Annotated in this window: 21 protein-coding genes; 3 read left to right on the forward strand and 18 right to left on the reverse strand. The window is 43.1% G+C overall.

All coding sequences use genetic code 11. From position 1 onward, the window contains the following. Window positions 1-35 precede the first annotated feature (35 nt). A complete protein-coding gene (locus SLH55_RS00365; RefSeq protein ID WP_219168116.1) occupies window positions 36-968 on the forward strand; it encodes a Na/Pi symporter in 933 nt (310 codons plus the stop codon). A 34-nt stretch (window positions 969-1002) separates the two neighbouring features. On the opposite strand, the gene deoC is transcribed toward SLH55_RS00365, so the two are convergent. From deoC to gpr, 14 genes are all read right to left on the reverse strand, one after another. Further along, window positions 1003-1674 carry a deoxyribose-phosphate aldolase gene (gene deoC / locus SLH55_RS00370; protein WP_219168115.1) on the reverse strand — a complete coding sequence of 224 codons (672 nt, stop codon included), beginning with the start codon at window positions 1672-1674 and terminating at the stop codon, window positions 1003-1005. 169 nt (window positions 1675-1843) lie between these two features. After that, complete coding sequence (locus SLH55_RS00375; RefSeq protein WP_219168114.1) at window positions 1844-3505, reverse strand: glycoside hydrolase family 13 protein; 1662 nt, start codon at window positions 3503-3505, stop codon at window positions 1844-1846. Between the two features lie 238 nt (window positions 3506-3743). Beyond that, a complete protein-coding gene (gene mtaB / locus SLH55_RS00380) occupies window positions 3744-5078 on the reverse strand; it encodes a tRNA (N(6)-L-threonylcarbamoyladenosine(37)-C(2))-methylthiotransferase MtaB (RefSeq protein WP_219168113.1) in 1335 nt (444 codons plus the stop codon). Between the two features lie 5 nt (window positions 5079-5083). Beyond that, window positions 5084-5830 carry a 16S rRNA (uracil(1498)-N(3))-methyltransferase gene (locus SLH55_RS00385; RefSeq protein WP_320322270.1) on the reverse strand — a complete coding sequence of 249 codons (747 nt, stop codon included), beginning with the start codon at window positions 5828-5830 and terminating at the stop codon, window positions 5084-5086. A gap of 31 nt (window positions 5831-5861) precedes the next feature. After that, the gene (prmA, locus tag SLH55_RS00390; RefSeq protein ID WP_219168111.1) at window positions 5862-6803 is read right to left on the reverse strand and encodes a 50S ribosomal protein L11 methyltransferase; all 942 of its coding nucleotides are present in this window, start codon (window positions 6801-6803) and stop codon (window positions 5862-5864) included. Between the two features lie 23 nt (window positions 6804-6826). Continuing rightward, the gene (gene dnaJ / locus SLH55_RS00395) at window positions 6827-7954 is read right to left on the reverse strand and encodes a molecular chaperone DnaJ (protein WP_219168110.1); all 1128 of its coding nucleotides are present in this window, start codon (window positions 7952-7954) and stop codon (window positions 6827-6829) included. Window positions 7955-8145: 191 nt separating this feature from the next. Continuing rightward, window positions 8146-9975, reverse strand: a complete 1830-nt coding sequence (dnaK, locus tag SLH55_RS00400) for a molecular chaperone DnaK (RefSeq protein ID WP_219168109.1) — start codon at window positions 9973-9975, stop codon at window positions 8146-8148. Between the two features lie 39 nt (window positions 9976-10014). Beyond that, window positions 10015-10578, reverse strand: a complete 564-nt coding sequence (grpE, locus tag SLH55_RS00405) for a nucleotide exchange factor GrpE (RefSeq protein ID WP_219168108.1) — start codon at window positions 10576-10578, stop codon at window positions 10015-10017. Between the two features lie 118 nt (window positions 10579-10696). Next, window positions 10697-11731: a heat-inducible transcriptional repressor HrcA gene (gene hrcA / locus SLH55_RS00410; protein ID WP_219168131.1), complete on the reverse strand. Its 1035-nt coding sequence runs from the start codon at window positions 11729-11731 to the stop codon at window positions 10697-10699. 333 nt (window positions 11732-12064) lie between these two features. Continuing rightward, on the reverse strand, window positions 12065-13195 hold the full coding sequence (gene hemW / locus SLH55_RS00415) for a radical SAM family heme chaperone HemW (RefSeq protein WP_219168107.1): 1131 nt from the start codon (window positions 13193-13195) through the stop codon (window positions 12065-12067). 91 nt (window positions 13196-13286) lie between these two features. Next, window positions 13287-15119 carry a translation elongation factor 4 gene (lepA, locus tag SLH55_RS00420; RefSeq protein ID WP_413787073.1) on the reverse strand — a complete coding sequence of 611 codons (1833 nt, stop codon included), beginning with the start codon at window positions 15117-15119 and terminating at the stop codon, window positions 13287-13289. 185 nt (window positions 15120-15304) lie between these two features. Beyond that, window positions 15305-15640 (reverse strand): DUF3679 domain-containing protein, encoded by a 336-nt coding sequence (locus SLH55_RS00425; protein ID WP_219168106.1) that lies wholly within the window; start codon window positions 15638-15640, stop codon window positions 15305-15307. Between the two features lie 19 nt (window positions 15641-15659). Next, window positions 15660-16868 carry a stage II sporulation protein P gene (gene spoIIP, locus SLH55_RS00430; RefSeq protein ID WP_219168105.1) on the reverse strand — a complete coding sequence of 403 codons (1209 nt, stop codon included), beginning with the start codon at window positions 16866-16868 and terminating at the stop codon, window positions 15660-15662. A gap of 317 nt (window positions 16869-17185) precedes the next feature. Further along, window positions 17186-18295, reverse strand: a complete 1110-nt coding sequence (gpr, locus tag SLH55_RS00435; protein ID WP_219168104.1) for a GPR endopeptidase — start codon at window positions 18293-18295, stop codon at window positions 17186-17188. Window positions 18296-18496: 201 nt separating this feature from the next. On the opposite strand from gpr, the gene rpsT reads away from it, so the two are divergent. Then, window positions 18497-18748 carry a 30S ribosomal protein S20 gene (gene rpsT, locus SLH55_RS00440; RefSeq protein WP_034757447.1) on the forward strand — a complete coding sequence of 84 codons (252 nt, stop codon included), beginning with the start codon at window positions 18497-18499 and terminating at the stop codon, window positions 18746-18748. Between the two features lie 41 nt (window positions 18749-18789). Here rpsT and holA read toward each other — a convergent pair whose 3' ends face one another. Then, the gene (holA, locus tag SLH55_RS00445) at window positions 18790-19818 is read right to left on the reverse strand and encodes a DNA polymerase III subunit delta (RefSeq protein ID WP_219168103.1); all 1029 of its coding nucleotides are present in this window, start codon (window positions 19816-19818) and stop codon (window positions 18790-18792) included. A gap of 294 nt (window positions 19819-20112) precedes the next feature. Between holA and SLH55_RS00450 the strand changes: the two genes are divergently transcribed. Continuing rightward, window positions 20113-20247: a YqzM family protein gene (locus SLH55_RS00450; protein WP_034757445.1), complete on the forward strand. Its 135-nt coding sequence runs from the start codon at window positions 20113-20115 to the stop codon at window positions 20245-20247. A gap of 151 nt (window positions 20248-20398) precedes the next feature. On the opposite strand, the gene SLH55_RS00455 is transcribed toward SLH55_RS00450, so the two are convergent. The 3 genes from SLH55_RS00455 to SLH55_RS00465 all read right to left on the reverse strand — a co-directional run bounded on the left by SLH55_RS00455 (window position 20399) and on the right by SLH55_RS00465 (window position 23917). After that, window positions 20399-22651 (reverse strand): DNA internalization-related competence protein ComEC/Rec2, encoded by a 2253-nt coding sequence (locus SLH55_RS00455; protein ID WP_320322271.1) that lies wholly within the window; start codon window positions 22649-22651, stop codon window positions 20399-20401. A gap of 16 nt (window positions 22652-22667) precedes the next feature. Further along, window positions 22668-23231, reverse strand: coding sequence for a ComE operon protein 2 (locus tag SLH55_RS00460; protein WP_219168101.1), 564 nt, complete (start codon window positions 23229-23231; stop codon window positions 22668-22670). 80 nt (window positions 23232-23311) lie between these two features. Beyond that, the gene (locus SLH55_RS00465; protein ID WP_219168100.1) at window positions 23312-23917 is read right to left on the reverse strand and encodes a helix-hairpin-helix domain-containing protein; all 606 of its coding nucleotides are present in this window, start codon (window positions 23915-23917) and stop codon (window positions 23312-23314) included. Between the last annotated feature and the right edge of the window lie 39 nt (window positions 23918-23956).

Consider the following 23956-nt stretch of genomic DNA (forward strand, 5'->3'; position numbering starts at 1 on the left):
TTATAGTATTCGTACTGGTGTACAGGAGGAATTCAATGCTTTTACATGGGGTCGCCTTTATTTTTTTCATCTTATGTTTCTTATTCGGAATGACCTGGTTGAGATCCGGTTTATTTAATATTGCAAATGAAAAGATCAAGAAGTGGCTTCATTATCTTACGAACACACCAGTTAAGGGAGTCATGACGGGAACGGTCGTCACCGCTTTTATCCACAGCAGTTCTGCCGTCATGGTCCTTACCGTAGGACTTGCTTCTTCCGGGTTAATCCCTTTCCGTCAGACCATCGGCATTATGCTCGGTTCGAATATCGGGACCACTTTCACCCTTGAGATGTTCACACTGGATATGAACTACCTCATTATCCCATCAATGATCTCCGGGTGCATACTGTATTTATTCCGGTCACCTCAGATCAGAAGTACAGGTATGATATTTGTCGGATTCGGATTGATATTCACATCCATCCGGGCAATCCAATGGCTTGCAACCCCTTTGACTACGCACGAATCCTTGCGGGCTTACATGCTACAGGTGAACGAACATATCATTCTTGCCTTACTGATTGGGTGTGTGCTAACCGCCATCATTCAATCCAGTACTGTCGTGACCGGGGTGACGATGGGGTTTCTTGCTGCAGGTTCCATTGACCTTCATGCAGGGATAGCCATCATGCTGGGGGCAAACGTCGGCACATGCATCACGGCCTTTATTGCGAGCATAGGCGGCGGGACACAGGCAAAGCTGACAGCGTACGCTCATATCTGGCTGAATGTAATTGGTGTTGCCATGTTCATCCCATTCATTCCATTACTCGCTACGGTTGTAATGGCGCTTGCAGGCTCTGCGGATTTACAGCTGGCCCACGCGAGCGTCATCTTTAATCTGATCTGTTCCCTTTTAGTCCTCCCTTTCGCCAATCGATTTGCCAGATTGATTGAGAACATCCATCTCTCAAAAAAAAGCTGAACGGGCAACCATGTCCCATTCAGCTTTTTCTCTATTAATAATCTGAATCGCTTGTTAAACCTTGTACAATTTTCACGCCTGAGCTCGCTCCTAATCGAGTAGCTCCAGCCTCGATCATTGCCTGCGCATCTTCCAGGGAGCGTACGCCACCTGAAGCCTTAACGCCAATTTCAGGTCCAACGGTTTTTCTCATTAATGCGATATCTTCTACAGTCGCACCTCCAGTAGAGAATCCGGTTGATGTTTTCACGTAGTCTGCTCCTGCATCTACAGCAAGTTGACATGCTTTCACTTTTTCTTCTTCAGTAAGAAGACATGTTTCAATGATGACTTTAGAAAGTGCTTTTCCTTTAGAAGCTGCAACAACAGCTTCGATGTCACGCTTCACCAAATCGTGGTCTCCGCTTTTCAATGCACCGATATTGATGACCATATCGACTTCCGTTGCACCCTTTTCGATCGCATCTTTCGTTTCGAATGCTTTTGTTTCAGGTGTAGAAGCTCCAAGTGGGAACCCGATCACGGTACATACTTTTACTTCCGTACCGCTTAATAATTCACTTGAATATTGTACCCAGGTAGGGTTTACACACACAGAAGCAAATTTAAATTCTTTTGCTTCCTGGCAAAGTACCTCTACTTGGTCTTTAGTTGATTCAGGTTTAAGTAAAGTATGATCGATCATACTTGCAATGTTCATAGTCATTTAATATCTCTCCTTTAACAGTTGTCCGTACCTCTCTTATCATACCAAAACTATGAGAAAAAGACGAGTACTTTGTAGTATCTCCCAAAATAAAGAAAACCTTTTCATTTTTTTGGATAAAATTAAAAACAACCCCGGTCGATTAGACCGGGGCTCAAGCGAGAAGTGATTATATTCTGTACACTCTCGCTTCGTATGGTTTGAGAATGAATGTGCTCAACTCTTCATGACTGTCTACGTCATAATTGTTCAACAGAAGATCAGATGAAGAGATTTTTAGTTCATCCAGGTCACATACGGCTTCCTTGGTTGAAAGATTGGTGATGACGATCATGGATGTATCTTCCCCTGTACGGGTATAGGCATAGATTTGCTTGTCTTTTTCAAGGAGTAAATCATAGATTCCATACGTGAAGACATCTTCCTGTTTCTTCAGTTGAATCATTTTCTTGTAAAAGTTGAGAATGGAGTTTTCATCCTTTTCCTGCGCCTCTACGTTGATTGTCGTAAAGTTTGGATTCACTTTCATCCACGGTGTACCCGTCGTGAATCCAGCGTTTTGTTCACCTGACCATTGCATCGGCGTTCTGCTGTTATCACGTGAGGATGCCCAAATGATTTCCATGATATCCTGATGAGGGACTCCCTCTTCACGCTTTAGACGATATAGATTTTTAACCGCCACATCATCATAATCTTCAATGGAAGGGAATTGAACATTGGTCATGCCGATTTCCTGGCCCTGATAAATGAAAGGAGTTCCCTGCATGAGGAAATACATGGCTGCCATTGCAGTGGCACTTTCTTTCCAGAATTCAAGGTCGTTCCCCCAAGTGGAAACAACACGGGGTTTATCATGATTCTCAATGAATAATGCATTCCAGCCGTTTCCTTCAAGACCTTTTTGCCAGCGGGTCAGGACCTTCTTTAATTCCACAATGTCTAGATCAGGATTTGTTTCAGCATCCCATAAACCCAGATGCTCAAATTGGAAAATCATATCCATTTTCCCGTTTTCTTTCCCTACCCATAGTTCAGCCTCGTCCGCTTTAACGCCGTTTGCTTCGCCGACAGACATAACATCATAGTTGGCATACGTTCGATCTTTGAACTCTTGAAGGAATGTATGAATTCCCTTTTGGTTCATATGCATGTCGAAGGAAGAAACATATTTTTCTTGCTTTGGGTTCGGCATGTCAGGTAGTCCAGGACGTTTCTTGATATGGCTGATTGCGTCGATCCTGAAGCCGTCAATCCCTTTATCAAGCCACCAATTAACCGTATCATATAGTGCCTCACGAACTTCTTCGTTTTCCCAGTTCAAATCAGGCTGCTTCGTTGAAAAGACGTGCAGGAAATATTGATCTGTTTCCTCATCATATTCCCATGCCGATCCTCCAAAGATGCTTTCCCAGTTATTCGGCTCCTTGCCTTTTTTGGCATCTCTCCAAATGTACCAGTCACGTTTAGGATTTTCTTTAGAGCTCTTAGACTCGATGAACCACGGATGCTCGTCACTAGTATGATTGAGAACCAGATCAATGATCAGTTTCATCCCTCTTTTGTGTACTTCGTCCAGTAATTGATCGAAATCAGCCATCGTTCCGAAGTCTTCCATGATATCTTGATAATCAGAAATATCGTATCCATTATCATCATTTGGAGATTTGTACATCGGACAAATCCAGATCACGTCGATTCCCAATTCTTTAATATAATCCAACCGCTGTATAACTCCCTGCAAATCCCCGATGCCGTCACCGTTAGAATCCTGGAAACTCCTAGGGTAGATTTGGTATCCCACTGCCTCTTTACGCCATGCCTTTTTCATCGTAACACCTCATCAAAGTATAGTAAGATACAAACGCTTACATTTAATGCAATCGTTTGCACTATTAGTTTAAAAAAAAGATCCATTCACTGTATTTGATTAACAATAATAGTTTACAACCTTCTACTGCACTAATCAATAGATAATTTGATTCTGACGAAAAAAAAGAAAGTGGATACAAAGTATTATTGTACAAAAACAAAAAAGGCACCCAACAGTTATCAGGTGCCTTCATCTATTAGATTACAGCTTTTTCATCTGCCTCTTCAAGTACTCGCACAAATTGTCCTTCGTTTATAGGATAACCTGCTTTGGTGAGTTTCACTTTCACCAATTTCCCTACCATGTCTTCCGTTGCAGGAAATACCACTTTCAAATAGTTATCCGTATATCCTACATAGAGATCATCCTTATAAATTTCTTCAGGGATAACCTCGAGCACTTCGTTTTCGAACTCGGAAGCATATTCTTTCGCTAATTGATTTGAAAGCTCAATCAAGCGGTGAACTCGTTCATTCTTGATGTCTTCATCAATCTGATCGTCCATTCTGGCAGCAGGCGTACCTGTACGTTTGGAGTATGGGAACACGTGCAGCTCAGAGAATTTATGTTCTTTGATGAAATTATACGTTTCCATGAATTCTTCTTCCGATTCCCCCGGAAAACCAACAATGACATCGGACGTAACAGCAAGACCAGGTAATGCCTTTTTAAGTTTTTCCAATCGCTCTGCAAAAAATTCCATCGTGTACTTTCTGCGCATTCTCTTCAGGACCGTGTTCGAGCCTGATTGAAGCGGAATATGCAGATGCCTTACTACGATATCGGATTGATCGATCACATCAATGACTTCATCCGTCAGTTGACTGGCTTCAATGGAAGAAATACGGATTCTCTTAAGCCCCTTCACTTTTTGCTCTAAATCCTTTAAAAGCATAGCAAGATTGTAATCCTTCATATCTTCACCGTATCCTCCGGTATGGATCCCTGTCAGGACAATTTCTTTGTAGCCTGCATCGACAAGCTGCTGAGCCTGGTTGATGACTTCTTCAGGATCACGGGATCTCATCAGCCCACGTGCCCATGGGATGATACAGAACGTACAGAAGTTATTGCAGCCCTCCTGTATTTTAAGAGAGGCCCGGGTACGATCCGTGAATGCCGGGACATCCAGTTCTTCGTAAACACGGTTCTTCATGATATTCGTAACGCCATTGATTGGCTGGCGCTCTTTTTTGTATTCTTCGATATACGTAAGCATTTTCCTGCGATCCTGAGTACCTACTACGACATCGACGCCGGGGATGGCCATGATTTCGGCAGGGGACGTTTGGGCATAGCACCCCGTTACACAGATGACACCGTCAGGGTTCTTCCGAATGGCACGGCGAATGACCTGCCTGCTCTTCTTGTCCCCTGTATTGGTTACCGTACATGTGTTAATGACATAAACATCTGCGATGGAGTCATACTCTACACGTTCATATCCTTCTTCTTTAAAAAGTTGCCAAATGGCTTCTGTTTCGTAGTGGTTCACTTTACACCCTAGAGTGTGAAACGCTACTGATGGCATTACAATCACCTCATAAGTTCTAATTGATAGCTGACGGCTGAGAGTACATATAACGGAGCCGTTTCCGTCCTCAGAATCCTCGGGCCAAGCCCGCAAGTAAGAAACCCTTCGCTCCTCAACAGCTCTATTTCTTTTTCCGATAATCCGCCTTCAGGGCCGAATACGACCAGGATACTCTGTCCAGGCTCAATAGAGGTTAGCACCTTAGAAAGGTTCCCCTTTTCACCCGCTCGTGCATCTTCTTCATAAGCGACAAGTTTATATTCGAACGGTTCTTGAATCAATTGTTTGAGTGAAACGGGCGCAGATACTTCAGGGACAAGCAGTCTATGCGATTGTTCAGCCGCTTCCTTCACAATCTTCTCCCACCGCTCCGTTTTTTTCTTTGCTTTTTTATCGTCCCATTTCACAATGGAGCGATCCGCATTAAAAGGGATAAATCGAGTGGCTCCAAGCTCTGTACCCTTTTGGAAAATCAACTCCAATTTATCCCCTTTCGGCAGTCCGCTCGCAATGGTTACTTTAATTGGTAATTCTTTCGTCGATGTTTCCCATTGTACTATTGATAGCTCGACTGCGTCACTGGAAATCGTTTCAATACGGGTGATCGCTGATGCCTGATCCTTGAAGACGACGAATACTTCATCCTCTTCCTTCATTCTCATCACACGCACCATGTGATGATAGTCGTCTCCCGTTATGATAATCGGATCATTTTCTCGATATAGGCTGTTAATAAAATATCGTTGCATTCAGGTTCAACTCCACCGTTTTTACTTTGTTTTACTGGGGTTTCAATGCGATGATCGCAACCCAGTCTTCCATGACCATGATTTCCTCTATCTTGAAACCTGCAGCCTCCAATGAGTCACGCACTTCCTGCTTTTTGGGCTGGATGATCCCCGATGTGATAAAATATCCACCCGGTTTCACAAGCTCATAGGCATCTTCTGTAAAACGAAGGATGATCTCAGCCAGGATGTTCGCCACGATCACATCTGCCTGTCCGGTCACACCATTCAACAGGTTATTGGCATCCACCGACACCGTACTCTGTACTTTGTTTAGCTTCACATTCAATCTCGCTGATCGGACAGCCACTTCATCCAGATCATATGCCCTTACTTTGTCTGCTGCTAAAAGAGCGGATGCAATGGACAATACACCTGAACCAGTGCCGACATCGATGACCGAATCGTGTTCCTTTACGATTCTCTCGAGAGCTTGGATACACATGACTGTAGTGGGATGCGTCCCTGTTCCAAACGCCATTCCCGGATCCAATTCAATGATGAGTTCGTCACTATGAACGGGAGTATAGTCTTCCCAAGTAGGGACGATGGTGAACTTATCGGAAATTTTAACAGGATGATAGTATTTCTTCCAGGCTGTAGCCCACTCTTCTTCATTCACTTCTGAGATTTCCACTTTGTTCTCACCGATATCGATATCATAGGTCACAAGATTCGTAATTCCCTGCTTAATCTCATCTACTGTTTCTCCGAGGAAACTATTGACCGGTAAATATGCCTTAACCAAAACTCCGTCTGTCGGATAATCGTCAGGATTGAGTTGGTAGATCTCACCAAACATATCTTCTCTTTCCTTAATTAACTCGGCAGGATCTTCTATGACCACACCGCTTGCACCTGATTCATGAAGAATGTTTGAAATCGGCTCAATCGCTTCATTCGTCGTAAGAATACTGATTTCTGACCATTTCATTGATCTACCAACTCCGTTCTGAGTTATTCGCCTTTAAAGGCTTTTTTCACTTTATCGAAGAAACTTTCATGCTGTTCATCAGGGATTTGTCCGCTGATGTCAGCAAATTCTCTTAATAATTGCTTCTGCTTATCCGTCAGCTTGGATGGAGTGACCACCTTCACTTGTACATGCTGGTCTCCAGTACCATATCCACGCACATTCGGTACACCTTTTCCTTTTAGACGGAATCTTGTACTCGTCTGGGTTCCCGCAGGTACCTTCAGCTTCACTTTACCATGCAGTGTCGGTACTTCTATCTCATCACCCAGTGCCGCTTGAGCAAACGTCACAGGCATTTCGCAATAAATATCATCTCCGTTACGCTCGAAGAAATCATGTGAGCGGACATGGAAAACAACATATAAATCACCGGCAGGGCCGCCATTTATACCTGGTTCACCTTGACCAGTCACACGCAATTGCTGTCCATCATCGATACCTGCCGGAATTTTGACAGAGATTTTTCTACGCTTCTGGACCTTACCATCTCCACCACATGTAGAACATTTTTCCTTGATTTGCTTACCTGTACCATTACAGTAGTGACAAACCCTTCTGTTCACGATGCGGCCGAATGGTGTATTCTGCTCAACATTCAATTGACCCGATCCATTACAGTGAGAACATGTATTGACCTTCGTGCCAGGTTTCGCTCCTGAACCTTTACACGTGTCACATTCTTCCTCTCTCGGAATCTCAATTTCTGTTTCTTTACCGAATACCGCTTCTTCAAATGTCAGTGACATCGTATATTGAAGATCCGCACCTTGTCTAGGGGCATTCGGATCTCTTCTGCGACCTCCGCCGCCTCCGAAGAATGTATTAAAGATGTCTTCAAAACCTCCGAAGCCGCCTCCGCCAAAGTCAGCACCGCCACCAAAGCCCTGGTTAGGATCTGTATGTCCGAAACGGTCATATTGGGCACGCTTCTGATCATCACTTAAGACTTCATAAGCTTCCGATATTTCTTTGAACTTTTCATCCGCATCCGCTTCTTTATTAATATCCGGATGATATTTTTTGGAGAGCTTGCGGTATGCTTTTTTCATTTCGTCTTTCGAGGCATCTTTTCCGACCCCAAGAACCTCATAATAGTCCCGTTTACTCATTAAAACACCACTCCCGAATCCTTTGCATAAAGGTTATTTTAACATTGAGCTTCAACTATTATCAATAAAAACTCAACATTCCTTACAATAGTTTGTGTCTGTTAGATGAATGAACATCTTCTGCTTCTTCAATCATAGAAAAAGTCAAAGCCAAGAACCGCCCTGACTTTGACTTTTTCGTTCAATCTACATTATTTCTTGTCGTCGTTTACTTCTTCGTACTCAGCATCGACTACATCGTCATCTTTCGAAGCTTCCCCTTCAGCTCCTTGAGCCGCTTGTGCTTCCGCTTGGGCCTGCTCATAAAGCTTCATCGTTAAACTTTGAACGATTTCCTGCAATGCATCTTTCTTTTCGCGGATAAGATCAAGATCATCTTTCTCGATCGCTTCTTTCAGTTCTGCTTTCGCATCTTCCGCATTTTTCACTTCTTCTTCTTCAACTTTGCCTTCAAGATCTTTTAGCGTTTTTTCCGTTTGGAATACAAGTTGGTCTGCTTCGTTGCGAAGTTCGACTTCCTCTTTACGCTTTTTATCTGCTTCGGCATTTTCTTCGGCTTCTTTCACCATGCGTTCTACTTCGTCGTCTGAAAGGCCTGTTGAAGATTTGATCGTGATGTTTTGCTCTTTACCTGTTCCAAGGTCTTTCGCACTTACATTCACGATACCGTTTTTATCGATATCGAATTTCACTTCGATTTGTGGTACTCCACGTGGTGCTGGTGGAATGTCCGCTAATTGGAAACGACCAAGCGTTTTGTTGTCGGCAGCCATTGGACGCTCACCTTGTAATACGTGAATATCAACAGCTGTTTGATTATCAGCAGCAGTTGAGAATGTTTGGGATTTAGATGTTGGGATCGTTGTGTTACGCTCGATCAGCTTCGTTGATACGCCACCCATTGTTTCGATACCAAGTGAAAGTGGTGTAACGTCAAGAAGAACAACATCTTTCACATCTCCAGTAAGAACTCCACCTTGGATCGCTGCACCCATGGCAACAACTTCGTCCGGGTTAACGCCTTTAGAAGGTTCTTTACCAGTTTCTTTTCTGATTGCTTCTTGTACAGCAGGGATACGAGTTGATCCACCAACAAGAATGATTTTATCGATTTCGCTTGCAGAAAGACCAGCATCTTTCATTGCTTGACGAGTTGGTCCCATTGTACGCTCGACAAGATCAGAAGAAATTTCATCGAACTTCGCTCTTGAAAGATTCACTTCTAAGTGAAGAGGTCCTGCTTCTCCAGCCGTGATGAATGGAAGTGAGATTTGAGTTGAAGTCACTCCAGATAAATCTTTCTTCGCTTTCTCAGCTGCGTCTTTTAGACGTTGAAGAGCCATTTTATCTTTAGAAAGATCGATTCCGTTCTCTTTCTTGAATTCAGCAACAAGGTAATCGATGATGACTTGGTCAAAGTCATCTCCACCAAGACGATTGTCACCGGCAGTAGAGCGTACCTCGAATACTCCGTCACCAAGTTCAAGGATTGATACGTCGAATGTACCGCCACCAAGGTCATATACAAGGATTGTTTGATCTTGGTCCATTTTATCAAGGCCGTAGGCTAATGCAGCAGCAGTTGGCTCATTGATGATACGTTCAACTTCTAGACCTGCGATTTTACCAGCGTCTTTTGTAGCTTGACGTTCTGCATCGTTGAAGTAAGCAGGAACTGTGATGACTGCTTTCTCCACTTTTTCTCCAAGATAATCTTCTGCATATGATTTTAAGTGTTGAAGAATCATAGCTGAAATTTCTTGTGGTGTATATTCTTTTCCTTCTGCTTCTACTTTGTGATCTGTTCCCATGTGACGTTTCACTGAGATAATTGTGTTAGGGTTTGTGATTGCCTGACGCTTTGCAACTTCCCCAACTTGCTTTTCACCATTTTTGAACGCAACAACCGAAGGAGTCGTGCGGTTTCCTTCTGCATTCGCGATAACTTTAGGTTCTCCACCTTCAAGTACTGATACACATGAGTTTGTTGTACCTAAGTCAATACCGATAATTTTACTCATAGTAAGAAACCTCCCTATTTTGTATATGTAATGTCTATTTTATTGACTGACCTTCACCATGGAAGGACGAATTACTCTGTCTTTCAGCTTATATCCCTTTTGGAATTCCTCGACAACGACATTGCTGTCGAAATTTTCATCTTCCACCTGCATGACTGCCTGGTGCAAGTGAGGGTCAAACTCCTGACCAACCGCTTCAATTGGTTCCACTCCCTCTTTCTTAAGGGCATCAACAAGACTTCTGTGAACCATTTCCATTCCTTGAAGCAATTGTTTCGTTTGTTCATTATCAGCTTCTATATTTAAAGCACGCTCGAAATTATCGAGTGCCGGCAATAGTTCCGTAATCAATCCTTGAGCACGATATTTTTCCTTCGCTTCATTTTCAACATTTACGCGACGGCGGAAATTATCGAAATCGGCTCTTAGACGAAGATAACGATTTTCAGATTCATTCAGCTTTTCCTCTAATTGTGAAAGCTCATCTGATACTTGCTCTTCCGCTGTTTCTTCGACTTGAGGCTCTTCAGCGAACACTTCTTCCACTACTTCGCTGTTCTCCTCTTTCGCTTCCTGCTGCTCTTGTTTCGTTTCTTCAGACATAACATTCACCTCCTTAAAAAAATATGAACATGTCACTTTGATCTCGTTCATTTGAAGCCACGGAAGCGCCTTAAAAGACTGCTTCCGGAGCCCTTTTTTCCTTTATACAATATGTCCACTAATCCCCACTTTGATACAGCTTCGTCAGAACCTTGGACATATCGTTCGAGAAGAAATTAAGTAAACTTACGACCCGGGAATACTCCATCCGGGTGGGCCCGATGATCGCTATGGAACCTAATTGTTCTTTACCAATTGAATAAGTAGCGGTTATGAGACTGCAATTCTCCATGGCGAGATGATCGTTTTCTTTCCCGATCTTAATGTTCACCCCGGTAGCAGATGGCCGGATCAGATTATAGATGCTTTCTTCCTGTTCAATCATTTCAAGAAGCATGCGAACCTTTTGCACATCATTAAACTCGGGTTGATTCAGGATATTGGTCTTTCCTCCAAAGAACAGCTTATCCGTGACCGATGGATTGAAGGAGTCCGTTAGGGAATGAAGGATAAAATCATAATTCTGAATATGCTCTTTGAGTAAAAGAGCGACTTCTTTAAAAATCTTATCGTTCAATTCACTGATCGGTACGCCAGTCAGACGGTCGTTAAGAATATGCACAAGCTTCTCAAGCTCAGATGCATCCATTGTCGGCGGGATATGGAACAGTTTATTTTCAACATGTCCGTTATCCGTGACGATAATGGCGATTGCCGTATCCTTGTTAAGAGGAATCAGCTGGATCTTCTTCAGCTTGTTTTCCTTTAGATCTGGTCCCAACACAATAGTTGTATAATTGGTCAGCTCTGAAAGGATCTTCGCCGATTTCTGGACCACTTTCTCAAGTTCGTACATCCGCTCTGTAAAAATGGAGCGTAATGCATGAACATCATTCTTTTTAAGTTTTTGCGGAGAAAGTAAATGATCCACATAGTATCGATAACCCTTCTCTGACGGAACACGTCCAGAAGATGTGTGTGTTTTTTCAATAAAACCCAATTCCTCCAAATCAGCCATTTCATTCCGAATGGTAGCTGAGCTGAAAGATATCTCATCCTTCTTGGACAAACTTCTGGAACCGACAGGCTGAGCTGAAAGAATAAAATCATCAATGATCACTTGAAGAATTAGAAGTTGTCGATCTGTTAACAACATTCATCACCCCTGTTAGCACTCTAATAAGATGAGTGCTAAATCTAATTAATAAATTATCAAATCAGAAAAGGGATGTCAATATATTAGATCGGGTGTTTTCATTAAGCCTTTTGACTGGCCGTTTAAAATAGTGAGTGCTGGTGATTTCCGCTACAGGTGCTCGCTTTCCGCGGGGCGTGAGTTGAGCTTCCTCGGGCTAAAGCCCTGCGGGGTCTCAACTTTCACGCATTTCCCGCAGGAGTCGAGCAACTCCGCTCCAATCAACTGTCTGAGTAACAGTTGTATATTACAAGACTAAATATACACACCTATACTAAGTGATTTGACCAATTAGATTACCCCAAGGAATGATTGGAATACCTCGTTGCCTAAAAAGCGCCCCTGCTTTGTAAGGGCTACCCGATCATCAGTTACCGAGAGCAGCCCTCGCTTCTCCATTTCATCGATGGATGAACCAAAGACAGAGTCGATACTGCAATCAAATTTCTGCTGGAATATGGTTTTACTTACTCCTTCTACTTTACGTAAGCCGAGGAACATTTCCTCTTCCATCATTTCTGCCTTGGTGACTTCATGCTGCTGGATCGTCGGCAGGGATCCTTGTGATATCGGGTCCATATATTTCTTTAGGGGTCCGTAGTTTGAATAACGTACTCCGTTTATATATCCGTGAGCACCCGCACCTAAACCATAATATTCATTATTGTCCCAATAAACGAGATTGTGTTTGCTTTCGTATCCCGGTTTGGCAAAATTACTGATTTCATATTGATTGATCCCATATTTCTCCATCGTTTCAATCAGGACTTCGTACATGGCTGCTTCCTGGTCCTGAGAGGGAAGGGACAACTTACCCTTTCTCATCAAATTATAGAAAACCGTCTTCGGCTCTACGATGAGTGAGTAAGCAGAGTAATGAGGAAGATCGAGATCCAGGGCTTTCTTTAAGGTATCCCGGAAATCTTCTTCTGTTTGTCTTGGGAGACTGTAAATCAGGTCGATGCTGATGTTAGAGAACCCCACTTTTTGAGCGGTCTCAACTGACGTATAGACATCCTTGCTCTTATGCGTCCGCCCGATTCCTTTCAGAAGGTCATCATTGAAGGACTGCACTCCAAAACTCAACCGATTCACACCGTGATCTTTTAAAACGCGGAGTTTATCTTCGGTTAAATCACCAGGATTCGCTTCAAAGGTGAATTCACCCTGCTCAAACGGCAAATGGGTCGTGATGGATTTACATAACATTTCCAACTGGTTTGCATTCAAGGAAGTTGGTGTCCCTCCACCGACAAAAATCGTATCGAGATTGTCCCGGGACAAGACTCTTTGCTTCATTTCATTTCCTAAGCTGATCAAGTATTCATTTACGGGCTGACCTTCTAGAAAGACTTTATTAAAATCACAATAGTGACAAATATGTTCACAGAAAGGGATGTGGATATAAGCTGATTTGACCATGTGTTTCCCTCCTTTTGAGGCATTCATAGAGAAAAGGGGGTAAGTAATGCTTGCATAACAAGCCACTTTTCCCCCTTTATGTTCATGAGCATTATTTTTTATCTGTATCGTCCATTTTCAAGACGGCCATGAAGGCTTCTTGCGGAACTTCAACGTTACCAACGGACTTCATACGTTTTTTACCTTCTTTTTGTTTATCAAGAAGTTTACGTTTACGTGAAATATCTCCACCATAACATTTAGCCAGAACGTTCTTCCGGATCGCTTTGATCGTTGATCTTGCAACAATCTTCTGTCCGATCGCTGCCTGTACGGGCACTTCGAACTGCTGTCTCGGAATTAACTCCTTTAACTTCTCAACGATCAGCTTACCACGTTCATAAGCGAAGTCACGGTGAACGATAAAGCTTAAAGCATCGACATTTTCACCATTTAAAAGGATATCCATCTTCACAAGCTTGGATTCCTTATATCCAATAAGCTCATAATCAAATGAAGCGTACCCTTTTGTATTCGACTTCAATTGATCGAAGAAGTCATATACGATTTCAGCAAGCGGGATTTCATAAACGATGTTCACTCGGGTATCATCCATATACTGCATGTCGATGAAATTACCTCGTTTACCTTGGCAAAGCTCCATGACGGCACCGACGTAGTCGTTCGGAACCATGATCGTTGCTTTCACATATGGTTCTTCTACATGATCGACTTTTTGCGGATCCGGCATCATGGACGGGTTGTCGACCTTGACTTCTTCGCCATCTGTCAAATTCACATGATAGATAACGCTTGGCGCTGTCGTAATCAGGTCGATTTTGAATTCACGTTCGATACGCTCCTGAATGATCTCCATATGAAGAAGGCCAAGGAATCCACAACGGAACCCAAATCCTAATGCCTGTGATGTTTCAGGCTCATATTGAAGCGCGGAATCATTCAATTCAAGCTTCTCGAGTGCTTCCCTCAAATCGTTATAACGATTTGAATCAATCGGATATAAACCACAGTAGACCATCGGATTCAATCGACGGTACCCAGGCAGTGCTTCCTCGGCAGGATTGTTCGCTAGGGTGATGGTATCACCGACACGGGTATCCCCTACATTCTTGATTGCTGCCGTCAAATAACCAACATCGCCGACGGTCAATTCTTTCTGACCCGTCGCTTTCGGTGTGAAGACACCGATCTCGGTCACTTCAAACTCTTTGCCAGTTGCCATCATACGGACTTTATCCCCTACTTTGACGCTTCCTTCCATCACACGGATGTAGGCAACGACCCCTCTGTAGGCATCATACAATGAGTCAAAGATCAGGGCTTTCAATGGTGCATCTGGATCTCCTGTAGGAGCAGGGACCTTTTCCACTACCTGCTCAAGGATTTCCTCGATTCCGATTCCGGCTTTGGCTGATGCAAGGACAGCTTCCGATGCATCCAGACCGATGACATCTTCTACTTCCTGACGAACCCTTTCAGGATCAGCTGCAGGAAGGTCGATTTTATTGATAACTGGAAGGATTTCCAAGTTATTATCCAAGGCAAGATAAACGTTTGCAAGCGTCTGGGCTTCGATCCCTTGAGCGGCATCCACTACAAGGACAGCTCCTTCGCAAGCAGCTAAACTACGGGATACTTCGTATGTAAAATCTACGTGCCCCGGTGTATCAATGAGATGGAAGATATATTCTTCCCCATCCTTGGCCTGATACTTTAATTGTACAGAGTTCAATTTAATGGTGATTCCACGTTCTCTCTCAAGATCCATTGAATCTAGCAATTGCGCTTTCATTTCACGCGCAGTCAGTGCTTTCGTCTTTTCTAGTATCCGATCAGCGAGGGTAGACTTTCCATGGTCGATATGAGCAATAATGGAAAAGTTCCTGATTCTCGACTGTCTCTCTAATTTCTCTTCACGGTTCATTATTCGTTCAACTCCTGTTATTTCCACACATGTACACTATTTTGAATTATAGCAGTAGACAATATATTATTCAATGTAAACTAAAAGGAGTGGGATGAATTGTAAGATTCCCTTCATTTTTCAAAGAATCCGGTCATCCATATAACAATAAAAAGAGTAGACCGTAATGGCCTGCTCTTTTATCTTTATATCAATGAAGCGATCACATCGACAATCTTATTGGTGATACTTTCAATCGTATCCGCTATCACTTTACCGATGGATGAAAAGACGTTGAAGGCTTTCATCTCTTCTAATTTCTCTTTCTTCTCACTCAAGGTTTTGGCATCCACCTCATTCCCGAGGAAGGATGCCTCTACATTCCCTTCCCCGTTCTGACTGACTCCGACGGGAGAGGTGAACTTTTGTTGATCATGACCCTTCATTTCTACAATTCCTTCATTGGCGTATTGCATCCCGATCAACACCCCGATGAACAATGCAGCTATGAGAAGTGAACATTTCAAAAAAAATTTTGTCATGGTTTCATCCATCCTTTTATTACTGACTTACAGCTGGAGTAATCGGTGCGTGATCCACCTTTTCTGCCTGCCAGTAGTAATCCGCGAATACTTCAGCGAACGCCTCCGCGGTTCTCTCAAGCTCTTCAAACGTATTATCCACCCCGCCAAACTCTATGAGCATGGCGTTCCCGGAAAGATCCTGGTTGAATTTCCCGTTCGTCCCGCTTCCTTTTTTGGCAATGACACCGCGTGAAATCCCCTTAAACTTCGATTCCAGTCGTCTATGAAGTTCTGTGGCCACTTGCAGGTTTTTCTCATAGTTGGGATGCTCTTCTCCTACCACAAAGGCAAGCTTCGCATATGATTTTCCATTGATCGTTCCGGTCGTAACATCTCTTCTCTGGGAATCCCGATGAATATCGACCATATACAGTAAATCTTTATTACTGGTCATCGCTGCCTGCACGAGCGGTCTCGATTCCTGATAAGCCGCCCAATAATCGAGACCTTTATTATTCAGATTCTGGATGACATCCGTTTTATCAATGCTCGTACCGATCCCGAGATCCTCCAAATCCTGCTTCACCATATCCCCTACCCTGGTTACATTGATTTTAGAATGCATGGCAGAATCGGGATTCGTGACTCCCTCCAAGTAAGGTAAATAGGATTCACGTGTATGAGTGAAATAAAGAAGGACCGTCTTTTTCTTTCCGGTGGATAATGGCGGTGCCACGTCACCGCTTTTTTGATTGGTTTCTTTCAAATCGCTTACATTCTTGAGCGGGGCTTCATTTCCTGATTCCAGAGCCTCAGGAGGCGGCACAGATTCAATCGGCATATTCGTAAAATCCGTCCCCTCTCCTGCCACCATGATGTCCCCATCGAAAATCGAGAAGCCGGGAAGCTCACGACCAAGGAAGCTTCGCGGGTCTTCAAAGCTTACGTTGGTTGCCACCTGAAACAAAATAGAAGACAGTCCGGGTAAAGCCCGCTCCTCTTCTGGAAAAACCTGATTGAAAGACCGGTTTTCCATTGCCAATATCTTATATAAAACCTCACCCTTCACATTGGAAGCAGCTTGATTGAGAGAGTTCGACGTAATTCTGTACTCAGGGTTCAAGGATGTGAGGATACCTGTAACCGAAAAAATCGAAAGTAATCCCACCACAAAGATCAGCATCCCTTTCAGTATCGTTGACATATTTATCGCGATAACATAGTTAGAGGCTTTATATGATCTCATTTTCCCACCCTTTCTTTTTCTTTACTCTAGTACAATCTATGAATTTGATAGAGATAGTAGAACTATATTTAGTAGTCATTATGAGATGATTGGGAGAAAGTTAAACGGGGGGACCTATTATTTTTTGCGGTGGGTGGGGATTGCCGGTTAGAACACGGGATTCTACTGTCTTTGGGATGGGGCAGTCAATAAGACATTCAGGGAAGATATCCGCGATATTCCATATTTATCAGTGAAACGTCTTACCACGCTAAATCTGAAAACCAAAAACGCCTCAAGGTCTGGACTCCCCTCAAGGCGTGATCATCAATCCTCATTTATCTCGTCTGATACCCCGTATTCTCCTGATCCACTGCATCATGCAGCGCCGCATTAAGGCCGCTCGCGATCAGATTCGCCATGTCCTCCATGAATACATCCACTTCTTTCGGTGTTACCATCAGGTTATGACCGATTGGGGCAAGGACCTCATGGATCAGCTTCCGTTTCTCCTGATCCGGCAGTGTCCCAACAATGCCCATAAAGGTTTGTCGGTGCTCTTCCTCAGGCAGGTCCTCCTCTGTTAATTTCCTTCTCTCACCGAAGCTTAATCCTGCAGGAGCAAGGGATCTTGACGGACGATCGCCTTCTCTCATTTCTTTTCCAAAATGTTTTAATAGGAAATCCACCGTATCACTGACGATCGTTACAGCATCCAGTACGGTAGGGACACCGATCGCTATGACCGGGACACCAAGCGTTTCCTGATCGAGGCCTTTTCGTTTATTCCCCACTCCCGATCCCGGATGGATACCTGTGTCTGAGATCTGGATGGTCGCATTGACGCGTTCAATGGAACGGGAGGCCAAGGCGTCAATGGCTATGATAAAGTCCGGCTTTGATTTTTCGACTACTCCGAATATGATATCGCTCGTTTCGATCCCCGTCAGTCCCATGACACCTGGGACGAGGGCACTGACCGGCCGATACCCCTCTTCCACTGATTCAGGCTGAAGTTCAAATAAATGCCTTGTCACAATGACATCTTCACATACCCGTGGTCCCAGAGAATCAGGAGTCACATTCCAGTTTCCCAACCCGACAATCAGGCAGCTTGCATTTTTGCTGATCTTATTATTAATCAAAAATTGGCTAAGTTCATTGGCGAATACCTTTTCAACCCGTTGTTGGAGCTCTGTATTTTCTTCACGTATACCGTGAGCCTCGATGGTCAAATAATTTCCCGGTTTCTTGCCGATTTTTTCTTCCCCTTCAGGTGTCACCGTGACCAGGGAAACTTTCACTCCGTCTTCTTCTCTTTCTTTAATCATGACACCCTGTATGGATGACGTATTTTCCGCTTTATCTGCATCCACCATTTCTTTTGCTTCCACGGCAAGATCGGTACGGATGGAATATTTACTTAGATCGATTTCTTCTTTTTTCATTTCGACTTACCTCCAGGCTTGGGATATTATCCAGTATTTTTTTATGTTTACCTTTTTGGGAGGTGTTCATTCACTTGTTTAATTTCACTTCATAGTATTGCAATATCACTGACCGTTTGATAAAATATCATTTGTTCTTATTGTTTAGGAATTTAAATCGAGTCACATAGAATCTCGATCCTTTTATAGGAGGTGACAGGAATGCCAAATATCAAATCAGCTATCAAACGCGTAAAAACTAGCAACGAGCGTAACGCTCAAAACGCTGCAGTAAAATCTACAATGCGTACTGCTATCAAGAAAGCAGAAGCAGCTGCGACTAACAGCGCTGATAACGCGAAAGATCTAGTAACTGAAGCGGTACGTCAATTAGACAAAGCAGCTCAAAAAGGTCTTATCCACAAAAACGCTGCAGATCGTCAAAAGTCTCGCCTAATGAAAAAAGCGAACTAATTGAAAAAAACCACCCTGCCAAAACGGCCGGGTGGTTTTTTTTACGTAAAACTTTGATCATGAAGCTTAAATAGAAACATTTCTATCATCAGTTCTTTTTTGATCTTGCCTGTTTTGATTTCATAGTCCCCCTGTGAAAGTAGATCAATAATAATGGCCAGCTGTTTATCATTGAAGTGCTTTGCCTGTCCAGCTGCCAGTTTCACCCTGAACGGGTGCACCTTTAAGGTGGATGCAATCTTTTGTTGACCATATCCTCTTCGAGACAGCTCCTTGACACCGTAGATCAAGCGGAATTGACCAGCCAGGATCGCAAGGATTTTTAAAGGCTCTTCATTTTGCTTGAGGAGATCGTAATAGATCCTTAATGCCTCATCGATTCTCCTGTGAACAACTTTATCCACCAGGGTGAAAATATTTTGTTCCAGCGATCTGGCGGTTAACCGCTCTACTACTTCTATATCGATCCTGTTCGTGTCACTTGCATATAAAGAGAGCTTATCCAATTCCTGAGTGAGCATCATCAGGTTTGTTCCTGCAAGCGTGAGCAATAATTCAACGGCATCTTCATCGATCTGAACATTATTTCCGGCTGCCCTTTCCCTTACCCAGGATTTCAGTTCATGCTCATTCAATTTTTTGGCTTCCACTACTTCCGCGAGTTTTTTTAAGGACTTGGTGACTTTTTTACGCTCGTCCAATTTCTCGTAATTCGCGGTGATTACAAGTATCGTGTATGGTGCAGGTGATTGTATGTATTGTTCAAAGCGCTTGATATTATGCTCTACCTTTTCTTTTGTTTTTTCAGCCGTTAAAAAAACGGGATTCTGAAGAATGACTACTCTTTTTTCTCCCATAAAGGGAAAGGTTTCAGCATCTTCAATCGCTACTTCTATCGGCGTCTCCTCCAGGTCATAGCTGGAAAAGTTAAAATCCATTTCTTCCTCTGAAATGGCGCTTGAGACAATCCTTTGTTTCGTTTCATTAATAATAAATGACTCATTTCCGTAAACTAAATATATAGCGGCAAATTGAGACTTCTCTATTTTTTTCCATGTATCGATAACCAAATCAGCACTCTCCATTAAGTCTTTTCTCTACTCTATGGTAAAAAAGCTTTTTGGTTTTGGCAAGGGGTAAAGGGGACATCCCTCATATAGGACACCCCCTATATCTATATTAACGTTGACGGATAAGACCTAGGAACCTAATCCGTCAACGGTATTTCCTTTGTATTGATTAGTGTCACCACACATCCATGAACTTATGGGTGACAACTCTTGTCAGTAAAGGAAAAAGTAAAGGGAAGTATAGATTTTTCAGTAGCGTTGTTCTATACTAGAATAGAAATAGGAGGGGTAATTGTGAACCAATTTGAAAAGAATGTACAATCAAAAAGAAATGATGCAGTAGATTCAGGTGTAGCCTTCGGTGTTTCTTTTGGATTCTTTGCATTAATGTTCATTATTGCAACAGCGATCAAATTAATTGGATCTTAATGAAAAATAGGAGGCAGACCTTAAAGAAACCGGTTACTTCAACTTCCATATATGGTACTTTCGGTATCATAAAGATGGTTTGAACGCCCTGATTCTTTGGAATAGGTCTGCCCCTTTTTTTCATTAGCGCTTAATTTGTTTGTTCTACATCCTATGGCAGTTGGGCAGAAAACGTTCCTCTTTTATCCCAAAATCGATAGGTGATTGCCCCGTTCATTGCTGTGTTATAAATGGTCATTCCCCTTGTTGTCAATCGCTCTACTACGTCAGGATGAGGATGGCCGAATCGATTGGTTTCTCCTGCAGAGATGACTGCGACGTCTGGATTCGTTTCTTCAAGAAATGGCTCTGTACTACTTGTGTTACTGCCATGGTGACCGACTTTTAACACATCGACGGGCAGATCGAATGTCTTCATTAACCCACTTTCCCCTTCCTCCTCCAAGTCGCCTGTAAACAACCACTTTCTCAATCCGATTTCTCCATAGATGACAATGGAGTCATTATTCCCTTCATATGCTTCATCCAGGGGAGAAACGATATGTAATCCTTCCTCATCACCACGCCAACCGCTCGGAAACATCGCCTCTCTAACGGAAACCCTTTTGTTCTGTGCCTTTTCAACAATCTTTTCCATTTCGACTTTTTCCCTGCTTCCGGGACTGATCAAGATTTCCGTTACCTCCACTTCGTTTAACACAGCCTCTGCCCCGCCTACATGATCGAGATCCCCATGAGTTAAAATCAACGTATCGATACGCGTGATTCCTTTGCTTTTTAAAAATGGAACCACAATGTCCTCTCCTACAGAGAAAGAGCTGCTTTTTTCCTCCCATTTCTCTTTAGGGAACTGAATTTCCCCTCCTGTATCGATTAAGTAGGTACCACGGTTATAAGGAAGGTCGATCAAGGTTGCATCTCCTTGTCCCACATCAATGAAAACGACTTCCCCATAAGGATGAAAATTGTTCCAAAGGAGATGAAGGAATCCCAATAAAATCAACAGTACACCCGAAAAGTATTTCCTCCTTTCAAAACCGACAAATGCGTAATAGATCAGAATAAGATAACAGAGTAAAACAAGAAAATGAGGTCTTCCCATCACCAAAGTGCTGAGAGGAAAGGAAGATACCGCAGAAGATAGCCATTGAATTCCTTCCAACAGGGTTTCATAAGGAACCATTACCCATCCGGCAGTTACAATTGACGATAGAAAATACATGATGATGGCCATCGGAAGGACGATAGTGGAAAAAAGGGGGACATATAAGAGATTCGTCAGAAAACCGATTAAGGAGAATTCGTAGAAATGATAGATCACGATGGGAAGTGAAGATAATTGGGCGACGATTGTTACCATGAGCATTTGCCTGAGGGAGGATGCATCCTTTAATATCGTCCGAGAAGAAATAACCAAGGAAAAACTGACCACGAACGACAGTTGAAAACCTACGTTAAAAACCGAGAATGGTTCGTATAAGACAAGAATTAGAAATACTACGGTCAAACTATCGAATACCCTGATATTCAGGGATGTTTTTCTGACCAACAGAAGGACGATCAACATAGAAGATGCCCTGACAACAGAAGGTGAGCCGCCTGTCAGTACGATGTAGCAAAGGAGAAATGAAATACCCATCCATGATGCAGCTTCCCGGGTTACACCCGCCCTTAATAAAAAATGATGAAGAAACGCAAATAACATACCCACATGAAGACCTGAAATGGCGAGAAGATGAACAACACCGAGCTCTCTGAATGACTTCATCGTGTCCTCTTCAATCATCCCTGTCTCCCCGAATAATAATGCCTGAGTCACTCCGACAGTGGTAGGTGGAAAGCTCTCTTCAATGTTTTTTAAACCAGTGAATCTCAGCGTAATCAAGATATCCTTCCAAGAACTTTTACTTTCACACCCCTCGAATTCCTTTATATCCAGGAACCAATAAACCCCTTGATGATAAAGAAATTTTTTATAGTTGAATAAGTTCGGATTTTTATTTGGAGGGGGTTCAGTAAGTTCCCCCTCCACTTCGCATACAGCACCTGGTTTCAATTGTTTAAACGCTCGCTTTTCTTCTTCTGAAGTGAAATAATAGCGTGCCAGGATTTTTTCACCGCGTATTGTCGCCAGGGAAATGAATGAATTGCCATCTATGGACGGGATGTCTTTTATAGTCAATTGAATGGTATGAGCACTAGCTTGTTGGGAAAGTATTGTTTTCTGAAGAGTTTGGTGTAAATGGGCATTGAAGAAAGAGAAAATGATAAAGAAAAAAACAAGCAGGATGGTGGTGAAGGGGCTTTTTCTGAAGTATAGAGAAAAGAGGAGAAGGACAAGGATGCCAGCACCCCAATAAACCTGAAGTGCCAGCAAAGTCCCGGATAGAACCGCCAAAGCCATGTAGAGATATAACCCTCTACTCATTGAAAAGCTTTATGTATTCCTGTTCATAGTGGTGAAGTTTCTCCTCTGAAACTCCCTCTTGTCTGAGCTCCTGAATCAATTGGGTCATCAAAGATGCTTTTTCCTTATGTTTCACGTCGATACTGCTTTCTTGAAAAGGTACCTTCTCAACATGAACATCTGCCTTAGCAAACAGTTCTATTGCATATGGATGATTTTTGTAATCTTTTGCATAATAAACCGTCTTGATTCCCGCTTGTATCAGCGCCTTACAGCATTGAAGGCAAGGAAAGTGAGTGACATATATGTCCGCATTTTCCGTCCCGACACCGAATTTTGAACATTGCAGAAGGGCATTCATTTCTGCATGAATGGTCCTTACGCAGTGATTGTCGATGACATAACATCCTTCATCAATACAATGATCCCCACCGGCAATGGAGCCATTATAGCCCCCTGCAATGATCCGCTTGTCCCTTACGATGGTTGCACCCACTGCCAGTCTTGTGCACGTACTGCGGAGGGCAAGCAGTTGACTTTGAGCCATGAAATATTGATGCCAAGCTATTCTTTCCATCCCCATTCCTCCTTCTGTTATTGCGCGGTGTATTCTTCATGCTTGTTTAAGTGTATAAAGATTTCCTCTGTTTCGTCAATTCATTGAACAAAAATATGCTCTTTTAATTTTTCGAATGTCTTTTCTCCGATGCCGGATATGTTTGTAATCTCTTCAATTGCAGTAAACGGTCCATTCTCATCGCGATACTGTACAAACGAGGCCGCTTTGGATGGCCCGATTCCAGGAAGGCCCTCAAAGTCCTGTTGGGAAGCCGTGTTGATATTGAGTTTATCCTGCCCTGATTCAGCACCAGAAGAAGGAATAGGAAGATCCAGGCGTTCCATTTCACCGACTTTCGGGACGTATATCATCATTTCGTCCGATACCTTGACAGCTAAATTTATCATTTTCCGATCGGCATCTTCCGTGAAACCGCCTGCCCTGTCAATGACAAACTTCAACCTGTCCCCCTGCCTCACCTCATAAAGTCCAGGGTTCACGACTTGTCCTTTTACATCTACATATACGTTCTCCGGAGGTTTCGCCGGTTCAGACTCCTCTTCTTTTTTCACCGGTGCTGCTGTAAAGGAAGATTCCTCAATGGACGGCTGGAATGCATTTTTCAATATATAGGCAATCAGGAAAACACTACAAATTAAAACCATGACCAGAATCGTTCTGTACTTTTCAATTATGGATCGCACGGAAATCACCTCGGGTGGAATAATCATTGCAAGGGACTC

The organism is Rossellomorea sp. YZS02 (assembly GCF_033963925.1).
In the GTDB taxonomy this organism is placed as follows: Bacteria; Bacillota; Bacilli; order Bacillales; family Bacillaceae_B; genus Rossellomorea.

Coding starts and splice junctions, on each gene's coding strand:
- deoC (WP_219168115.1), bottom strand. CDS start 1,674: ATGACTATGAACATTGCAAGTATGATCGATCATACTTTACTTAAACCT.
- SLH55_RS00455 (WP_320322271.1), bottom strand. CDS start 22,651: ATGGCTTTGGCGGTTCTATCCGGGACTTTGCTGGCACTTCAGGTTTAT.
- SLH55_RS00375 (WP_219168114.1), bottom strand. CDS start 3,505: ATGAAAAAGGCATGGCGTAAAGAGGCAGTGGGATACCAAATCTACCCT.
- SLH55_RS00460 (WP_219168101.1), bottom strand. CDS start 23,231: ATGGAAAGAATAGCTTGGCATCAATATTTCATGGCTCAAAGTCAACTG.
- prmA (WP_219168111.1), bottom strand. CDS start 6,803: ATGAAATGGTCAGAAATCAGTATTCTTACGACGAATGAAGCGATTGAG.
- mtaB (WP_219168113.1), bottom strand. CDS start 5,078: ATGCCATCAGTAGCGTTTCACACTCTAGGGTGTAAAGTGAACCACTAC.
- SLH55_RS00425 (WP_219168106.1), bottom strand. CDS start 15,640: ATGACAAAATTTTTTTTGAAATGTTCACTTCTCATAGCTGCATTGTTC.
- dnaJ (WP_219168110.1), bottom strand. CDS start 7,954: ATGAGTAAACGGGACTATTATGAGGTTCTTGGGGTCGGAAAAGATGCC.
- grpE (WP_219168108.1), bottom strand. CDS start 10,578: ATGTCTGAAGAAACGAAACAAGAGCAGCAGGAAGCGAAAGAGGAGAAC.
- gpr (WP_219168104.1), bottom strand. CDS start 18,295: ATGAAAAAAGAAGAAATCGATCTAAGTAAATATTCCATCCGTACCGAT.
- lepA (WP_413787073.1), bottom strand. CDS start 15,119: ATGAACCGTGAAGAGAAATTAGAGAGACAGTCGAGAATCAGGAACTTT.
- SLH55_RS00385 (WP_320322270.1), bottom strand. CDS start 5,830: ATGCAACGATATTTTATTAACAGCCTATATCGAGAAAATGATCCGATT.
- rpsT (WP_034757447.1), top strand. CDS start 18,497: ATGCCAAATATCAAATCAGCTATCAAACGCGTAAAAACTAGCAACGAG.
- SLH55_RS00365 (WP_219168116.1), top strand. CDS start 36: ATGCTTTTACATGGGGTCGCCTTTATTTTTTTCATCTTATGTTTCTTA.
- dnaK (WP_219168109.1), bottom strand. CDS start 9,975: ATGAGTAAAATTATCGGTATTGACTTAGGTACAACAAACTCATGTGTA.
- spoIIP (WP_219168105.1), bottom strand. CDS start 16,868: ATGAGATCATATAAAGCCTCTAACTATGTTATCGCGATAAATATGTCA.
- hemW (WP_219168107.1), bottom strand. CDS start 13,195: ATGGTCAAATCAGCTTATATCCACATCCCTTTCTGTGAACATATTTGT.